This is a genomic window from Cupriavidus sp. 01T418, from assembly GCF_056398885.1.
Genome location: NZ_JBFTQG010000026.1, coordinates 80,041 through 88,097, shown reverse-complemented (window position 1 = coordinate 88,097; position 8,057 = coordinate 80,041). Strand labels below are relative to the sequence as shown.

Here is an 8,057-nt window from a genome sequence, read left to right as displayed (position 1 = left end):
AAGGTGATCTGGCCAAACTGCGCGCTCTGGATGCCCACGTAGGCCTGGCGACCGAACAGGCGGCCGCCTTGCTGCGATGTGCCGGTGTCCAGGTTAAAGCCGCTTTCCAGAACGAAAATGGATTTCAGGCCGCTGCCAAGATCTTCCACGCCGCGCAAGCCCCAACGCGAGCCGGACAGGCCGCCGGAGTTCATGCGGTAGGCATTGTTGGACGGGCCGGCATTGAACTTGTTGGCTGCCGTGGGGACGACTCCAACATGATTGGCGTACTCGATGTTTATGTCTGCCACGCCGTACAGCGTCACACTGCTCTGCGCATGTGCGCTACCGGCGCAGATTGCGCCCGCAGCGATAAGTGCAAGATTGAGCTTGCTCAGCTTGCTGGATGATTTCACCACCTCGTCTCCTTTTGTGGATTTTTTATGCCTGTTACAAACGATTTTTTCTATTTTCATCATCCCATCTTTCACGACCGCCTCAGTAACGTGAAAGTGCCATGCAGGCCATTTCTACATCACCCGCGATGACCTTCCCGTCCTGGGTGCAAGCTATGATAGCAGCACAGGTTAGTTTATGTCGACATGATTAGCGTTAGTCGCGCAACGCAGGCGTCGTGGCGCGATACGCGCCGGGCCGCAGCCCGGTCCAGCGCCGGAACGCCCGGTGAAAAGCCCCGGGCTCGGCAAAGCCAAGTTCGGCCGCGATCTCCGCCAGCGGGCGGGTGGAATGGCTGAGCGCCTCGATGGCCAGGTCGCGCCGCATTTCGTCCTTCAGTTGCTGGTAGCTGCCGCCCTCCTCCATCAGCCGGCGCCGCAACGACGACGACGACATGTGCATGTCGTGCGCCAGCCGGTCGAAGGTGGGCCACTGCTCCGGCGGCTGGGCACGCAACCAGCGCCGCACGCGGGCCATGATGCTGCCGCGGTCGCTGTACTTGACCACCACGTTGTGGGGCGCGTCGCGCAGGAAGGCCTTGAGGCTGCGTTCGTCCTGGTGCACGGGCTGGTCGAGCCAGGCGGCGTCGAACACCAGCGCCGTGGCCGGCTGGCCGAACGCCAGGTGGCGCGAATACATCAGGCGGTATTCCGCGCTGTAGACCGGCTCCGGATAGCTGAACGCCGCCAGCAGGATGGGCACCCGCCGGCGCAGCAGCCAGCTCATCAGCCCGTGCAGCATGATCAGCATGGTCTCCTGGGCGAACACGCCGGGCGGCCGCTCGGATGGCGCCGTGAGCACCAGCGCCGCCCGCCCCCGCTTGCCTGCGCCGTCCTCGCCAGCGCCTTCGCGCTCCAGGCGCACGCCGATATCGTCGAGCAGCAGGCCGAAATAACGCACCACCCGCTCCAGGCCCTGCGCCAGCGTCTTGCTGCCGGCGACCGCGTGGCACAGCATGGCAAAGCTGCCGCGCTTCATGCGGCGCGAATCCTGTCCAAAGAATTCATCGTCGAGCGCGGCGGCCACTTCCATCCACAGGGCGCTATAGCTTGCGGCGGACACGCGCGCCTGCGGCACCGCCAGCAGCGCCGGCACGATGCCGGCAGCCTGCAGCACCGGCTCCGGCGCGATGCCGCGCGCGCGCAGGCCCGTGATGGCGTGATGCACGAAGCAAATGGCGACGCTGTGTTTTTCCATGGAGCGCAACGATCAGTACGGGACGGTCTGCCTGCCCGGGCTTGCCGGCAGTGGCAAACGAGTTCAGCAAGGTTGGCGGATTCTGGCATAGGAGCGTCCCGGCTGTCTTCCTACACTTGCTGCCATGCCCTCCCGCGCTGCGCGGGCCGCCCGACAAACCACCCCGCGCCAGACCCGGCGCAACCCGAGCCGCCATGCATCAGGAATTCAGCGAACAGCAAGCCATGATCCGCGACACCGCGCGCGCCTTCGCCAGCGAACGGCTGGCGCCGCATGCCTCGGACTGGGACCGCGCCGGCAAGCTGCCACCGGAAATCGTGGCCGAGATGGGCGCGCTTGGCCTGCTCGGCATGATCGTGCCCGAGGAATGGGGCGGCACGTATACCGACTACCTCGCCTATGCGCTGGCCATCGAGGAGATCGCCGCCGGCTGCGCCGCCTGCGCCACGCTGATGAGCGTGCACAACTCGGTAGGCTGCGGCCCCATCCTGCACTACGGCACCGAGGCGCAGAAGGCGCGCTACCTGCCGCGCCTGGCCAGCGGCGAGATCATCGGCGCGTTCTGCCTGACGGAGCCGCAGGCCGGCTCCGAGGCACATAACCTGCGCACCCGTGCGCGCGCCACGGACGACGGCTGGGTGCTGTCCGGCAGCAAGCAGTTCGTCACCAACGGGCAGCGCGCCAGCGTGGCCATTGTGTTTGCCGCCACCGAACCGGAGCAGGGCAAGCGCGGCCTGTCGGCCTTCGTGGTGCCCACCGATACGCCCGGCTTCGTGGTACACACGCCGGAGCGCAAGCTCGGCATCCGCGCCTCGGACACCTGCGCCATTACGCTGGATGACTGCCACCTGCCGCACGACGCGTTACTTGGCGAACCCGGCGAGGGCTTGCGCATTGCCTTATCCAACCTGGAAGGCGGGCGCATCGGCATTGCGGCGCAGGCGCTCGGCATCGCCCGCTCCGCCTTCGAAGCCGCCTGCCGCTATGCCGCCGAGCGCGTGCAGTTCGGCCGCCCGCTGCGCGAGCACCCGCCGATTGCCAACATGCTGGCCGACATGGCCACCGAACTGAACGCCGCGCGCCTGCTGGTGCACCGCGCCGCGCATATGCGCACGGCGGGCCAGCCCTGCCTGTCCGAAGCCTCGCAAGCCAAGCTGTATGCCTCCGAACTGGCCGAGCGCGTTTGCTCCAAGGCGCTCCAGATCCACGGCGGCTACGGCTACCTGGAAGACTACCCGGTCGAGCGGCACTACCGCGACGCCCGCATCACCCAGATCTATGAAGGCACCAGCGAGATCCAGCGCATGCTGATCGCCCGCAGCCTTTAAGCGCACTTTAAGCGCACTTTAGGCACCCTGCCCTTTTCCAGCCCTGACCCACCAGAACCCAGAACCGACGGAGATCACACAATGAGTGCCCAGCCCGCCAACGCCACCACCGCCGTGCCCACCGTCAAGCTGTTGATCAACGGCGAGTGGGTGGAATCCGCCGCCACCGAATTCCGCCCGGTGGTCAATCCCGCCACGCAAGAGGTGCTGGCGCAAGTGCCGCTGGCCACCGCGGCCGAGGTCAATGCTGCCGTGGGTGCGGCGCATCGCGCCTTTGCCACCTGGCGCCATACGCCGCTGGGCGCGCGGCTGCGCGTCATGCTCAAGTACCAGGCGCTGATCCGCGAACACAGCAAGCGGATCGCCGCCATCCTGACCGCCGAGCAGGGCAAGACCCTGGCCGATGCCGAAGGCGATATCTTCCGCGGGCTGGAGGTGGTGGAGCACGCCTGCTCGATCGGCACGCTGCAGCAGGGCGGCTTCGCCGAGAACGTGGCGGCCACCGTGGACACCTACACGCTGCAGCAGCCCATCGGCGTCTGCGCCGGCATCACGCCGTTCAACTTCCCGGCCATGATCCCGCTGTGGATGTTTCCGATGGCCATCGTGTGCGGCAACACCTTCGTGCTCAAGCCCTCGGAGCAGGACCCGTTGTCCACCATGGAACTGGTCAAGCTGGCCGTCGAGGCCGGCGTGCCGGCGGGCGTGCTCAACGTGGTGCACGGCGCGCGCGAAGTGGTCGATGCCCTGTGCACGCACCCGGACATCAAGGCCGTCTCCTTCGTCGGCTCCACCGCCGTGGGCACCCACGTCTACGACCTGGCGGGCGCGCACGGCAAACGCGTGCAATCGATGATGGGCGCCAAGAACCACGCCGTGGTGCTGCCCGACGCGCACCGCGAACACACGCTCAATGCCCTGGTTGGCGCGGCCTTCGGCGCGGCCGGCCAGCGCTGCATGGCGACCTCGGTGGCCGTGCTGGTGGGCGCGGCGCGCGAGTGGCTGCCCGATCTGGTGGCCAGGGCCAGGACGCTCAAGGTTGGCGCCGGCAGCGAGCCGGGCGTCGATGTCTGCCCGGTGGTGTCGGTAGCGGCCAAACAGCGCGTAGTCGGCCTGATCGATGCCGGCGAGCGCGAAGGCGCCACCCTGTTGCTGGACGGCCGCAACGTGCAGGTGCCTGGCCACCCCGACGGCAACTTCATCGGCCCGACCGTTTTCGCCGACGTCACCACGGAAATGTCGATCTACACCCAGGAGATCTTCGGCCCGGTGCTGGTGGTGATTGCGGTCGACACGCTGGATGAAGCCATTGCGCTGGTCAACCGCAATCCCTTTGGCAACGGCACCGGCGTATTCACGCAAAGCGGCGCGGCGGCGCGCAAGTTCCAGAGCGAGATCGACGTCGGCCAGGTCGGCATCAATATCCCGATCCCGGTGCCGGTGCCCTACTTCAGCTTTACCGGCTCGCGAGGCTCCAAGCTGGGCGACCTGGGCCCCTACGGCAAGCAGGTGGTGCAGTTCTATACGCAGACCAAGACGGTGACGGCACGGTGGTTCGATGACGCCACGGTGAACGATGGGGTGAATACCACCATCAGCCTGCGTTAAGCACATCGCCGGTCTGCTCCCCTCTCCCGCAGGCGGGAGAGGGGAGCAGACAATGAATCCCGGGAAGTCACTGCCGCCCGATCCTCAAGCAAGGAGCACACATGCACATCGCCTTCATCGGCCTCGGCAACATGGGCGCACCGATGGCCCGCAACCTGCTGAAAGCAGGCCACAGCCTGGCCGTATTCGACCTCAACCCCGCCGCGCTGGCCTCCCTGCAAGCCGACGGTGCCGCCATTGCGCAATCCGCCCGCAAGGCAGCGGCCGAGGCCGACTTCGTCATTACCATGCTTCCCGCGGCCGCCCACGTGCGCGCCACCTACCTGGATGCGGAAGGCGTCCTCGCCGGTGTTCGCCCTGGGGTGCCGCTGGTGGACTCCAGCACCATCGACCCCGCCACCATCCGCGCGCTGGCCGCCGAGGCCGGCAAGCAAGGCAACCCGATGGCCGACGCCCCGGTCTCCGGCGGTACCGGTGGCGCGCAAGCCGGCACGCTGACCTTCATGGTGGGCGCGGAACAAACCCTGTTCGAACAGCTGAAACCCCTGCTGTCCGGCATGGGCCGCAACATTGTCCATTGCGGCGGCACCGGCACCGGCCAGGTCGCCAAGATCTGCAACAACCTGATCCTCGGCATCTCCATGATCGGCGTATCCGAGGCGATGGCGCTCGGCGTCAAGCTCGGCATCGACGCCAGCGTGCTGGCCGGCATCGTCAATACCTCCACCGGCCGCTGCTGGGCCGCCGACACCTGCAATCCCTACCCCGGCGTGATCGAGACCGCCCCGGCCTCGCGCGGCTACAGCGGCGGCTTTGGCGCGGACCTGATGCTCAAGGACCTGGGCCTGGCCGCGGACGCCGCCCGCAGCGTGCGCCAGCCGCTCTTCCTGGGCGCCCTGGCCCAGCAGATCTACCAGGCCGTGAGCCAGGCCGGCGACGGGCAGCTCGATTTCTCGGGCGTGATCCGCCAGTACATGGCGCAAGGGGAGCCGGCAGCATGACCGAACACGCGATCGACTGGCATATCGCCCGCCTGACCCTCAAGCGCCCGCCCRCCAATGCCCTCAATGCCGAGGGCCTGCAGATGCCGCGCAAGAGCGCCCCCCCGCTGCCATGACTCCCGAACCCGAGGTGCTGTTCCAGGAGATCAACGGCGTTGGCGTGATCACGCTTAACCGGCCGCGCCAGTTGAATGCCTTGTCGTACCCGATGATCGGCATGCTCGATACGCAGCTTGCCGCCTGGGCCGCGCGCGACGACATCGTCGCCGTACTGCTGCGCGGCGCGGGCAGCAAGGCCTTCTGCGCCGGCGGCGACATCCGCGCGCTGTACGACAGCTTCCATGCCGGCACGACTTTGCGCCAGCAGTTCTTCGTCGACGAGTACCGGCTCGACTATCGCCTGCATGGCTATCGCAAACCCGTGGTGGCGCTGATGGACGGCATTGTCATGGGCGGTGGCATGGGGCTGGCGCAGGCCGCGCATCTGCGCGTGGTCACCGAGCGCTCGCGCGTGGCAATGCCCGAGACCGGCATCGGCCTGGTGCCGGACGTGGGGGCAAGCCATTTCCTGTCGAAGCTGCCGCTGGCGCTTGCGCTCTATGTCGGGTTGACCGGCGTGACGCTGGGCGCTGCCGATACGCTGCTGTGCAAGCTGGCCGATATCGCCGTGCCGGCCGCGAGCCTGGAGGATATCGAGCAGACGCTGGCCGGCATTCGCTGGACCGGCGATGTGCTGGCCGACCTCCGCGCCGCGCTTCAGGCAACGGCCGCCGCCAGCGTCGCCGACGCGCCGTTGCAGGCGGCGTTGCCCGCCGTGCTGCGGCATTTCCGCGCCGACGCGAGCTTGGCCGAGCTGCTCGACAGCCTGGCGGCCGAATCCGATCCAGCCTATGCCGGCTGGGCCGCGCGCACGCTGGAGATCCTGCGCGGCCGCTCGCCACTGATGATGGCGGTGACGCGGGAACTGCTGCTGCGTGGCCCTGGCCTCGATCTTGCCGATTGCTTCCGCATGGAGCTGGACGTGGTATCCCATGCGTTCACGCAGGGCGATTTCATCGAAGGGGTGCGCGCGCTGATCGTGGACAAGGACAATGCGCCGCGCTGGCGCGTGAAGACCGCGGACGATGTCAGCGAGGCCATGGTGCAATCGTTCTTCGATAGCCCATGGCCGCGTGAGGCCCATCCGCTGGCGGCATTGGGCCAAGGGCTCGATGCCCCCCTGCTCAGTCCTTCGGTTTCGTCACGTGGCCGTGCGGCGGATGCTCATCCACCGGCACCTTCACCAGCCCATCCGCACGGAACATCGCCTTGATACCGCGCACCGCCTGCCGGATGCGCGCCTCGTTCTCGATCAGCGCGAAGCGCACGTACTCGTCACCGTAGTCGCCAAAGCCGATGCCCGGCGAAACGCAGACCTTGGCCTTGGCCAGCAACTGCTTGGAAAACTCCAGCGAACCGAGCGCGCGATACGGCTCTGGAATACGCGCCCAGATATACATCGAGGCCTTGGGAATCTCCACCGGCCAGCCGGACTCGATCAGCCCGCGCGCCAGCACGTCGCGGCGCGTCTGGTAATGCGCGGCAATGTCCTTGACGCATTGCTGGTCGCCTTCCAGCGCGGCGATGGCAGCCACCTGCAGCGGCGTGAAGGTGCCATAGTCGTGATAGCTCTTCATGCGCGTGAGCGCGGCCACCAGGTCCGGGTTGCCCACCATGAATCCGATGCGCCAGCCGGCCATGTTGTAGCTCTTGGACAGCGTGAAGAACTCCACGGCGATGTCCTTGGCACCCTCCACCTGCATGATCGACGGCGCCTTCCAGCCATCGAACACGATGTCGGCATAAGCCAGGTCGTGCACCACGAAGATATCGTGCTTGCGCGCCAGCGCGATCACGCGCTCGAAGAAGTCCAGTTCCACGCATTGCGCGGTCGGGTTCGACGGGAAGCCCAGCACGATCATCTTCGGCTTGGGATAGCTGCCGCGGATGGCGCGTTCCATTTCGGCGAAGAAGTCCACCCCCGGCACCAGCGGCACCGAGCGGATATCGGCGCCGGCAATCACCGCGCCATAGATATGGATGGGGTAGCTCGGATCCGGCACCAGCACGGTATCGCCGCGATCGAGCGTGGCGAGCATCAGGTGGGCCAGTCCTTCCTTGGAACCGATGGTGACGATGGCCTCGGTGTCCGGATCGATCTCGACGTCGTAGCGCTCGCGATACCAGTGCGAGATCGCGCGGCGCAGCCGCGGGATGCCTTTGGAGGCGGAGTAACCGTGGGTGTCGGGGCGCTGGGCGGCTTCGGTGAGCTTGGCAACGATATGCGGCGGCGTGGCGCCGTCCGGGTTGCCCATGCTCATGTCGATGATGTCTTCGCCACGGCGGCGCGCCGCCATTTTCAGCTCGGCGGTGATATTGAAGACGTAGGGGGGAAGACGATCGATACGCGCGAAGCGGCGCTTGCCTGCGGAGGCGGACATGGATTTTC

Annotated in this window: 7 protein-coding genes; 4 read left to right on the top strand and 3 right to left on the bottom strand. The window is 66.9% G+C overall.

The genetic code is table 11. The features are described from left to right. A partial coding sequence (locus tag AC1DQ3_RS23035; RefSeq protein WP_477122472.1) for a porin occupies positions 1 to 395 on the bottom strand: 395 nt, incomplete at its 3' end. A 196-nt stretch (positions 396 to 591) separates the two neighbouring features. Continuing rightward, positions 592 to 1,632, bottom strand: coding sequence for an AraC family transcriptional regulator (locus AC1DQ3_RS23030; protein WP_477122464.1), 1,041 nt, complete (start codon positions 1,630 to 1,632; stop codon positions 592 to 594). A 194-nt stretch (positions 1,633 to 1,826) separates the two neighbouring features. Here AC1DQ3_RS23030 and AC1DQ3_RS23025 point away from each other — a divergent pair, with 194 nt between their 5' ends. From AC1DQ3_RS23025 to AC1DQ3_RS23010, 4 genes are all read left to right on the top strand, one after another. After that, positions 1,827 to 2,960: an acyl-CoA dehydrogenase family protein gene (locus AC1DQ3_RS23025; RefSeq protein ID WP_477122463.1), complete on the top strand. Its 1,134-nt coding sequence runs from the start codon at positions 1,827 to 1,829 to the stop codon at positions 2,958 to 2,960. 81 nt (positions 2,961 to 3,041) lie between these two features. Next, complete coding sequence (locus AC1DQ3_RS23020; protein WP_477122462.1) at positions 3,042 to 4,568, top strand: CoA-acylating methylmalonate-semialdehyde dehydrogenase; 1,527 nt, start codon at positions 3,042 to 3,044, stop codon at positions 4,566 to 4,568. Positions 4,569 to 4,669: 101 nt separating this feature from the next. After that, the gene (gene mmsB / locus AC1DQ3_RS23015) at positions 4,670 to 5,569 is read left to right on the top strand and encodes a 3-hydroxyisobutyrate dehydrogenase (protein WP_477122461.1); all 900 of its coding nucleotides are present in this window, start codon (positions 4,670 to 4,672) and stop codon (positions 5,567 to 5,569) included. 112 nt (positions 5,570 to 5,681) lie between these two features. Then, positions 5,682 to 6,881 (top strand): enoyl-CoA hydratase/isomerase family protein, encoded by a 1,200-nt coding sequence (locus tag AC1DQ3_RS23010; RefSeq protein WP_477122460.1) that lies wholly within the window; start codon positions 5,682 to 5,684, stop codon positions 6,879 to 6,881. Here the strand turns inward: AC1DQ3_RS23010 and alaC are convergent. Further along, entirely contained in the window at positions 6,793 to 8,049 is a 1,257-nt protein-coding gene (gene alaC / locus AC1DQ3_RS23005) for an alanine transaminase (RefSeq protein ID WP_477122459.1), read from the bottom strand. The two genes, AC1DQ3_RS23010 and alaC, sit on opposite strands and share 89 nt — an antisense overlap. Between the last annotated feature and the right edge of the window lie 8 nt (positions 8,050 to 8,057).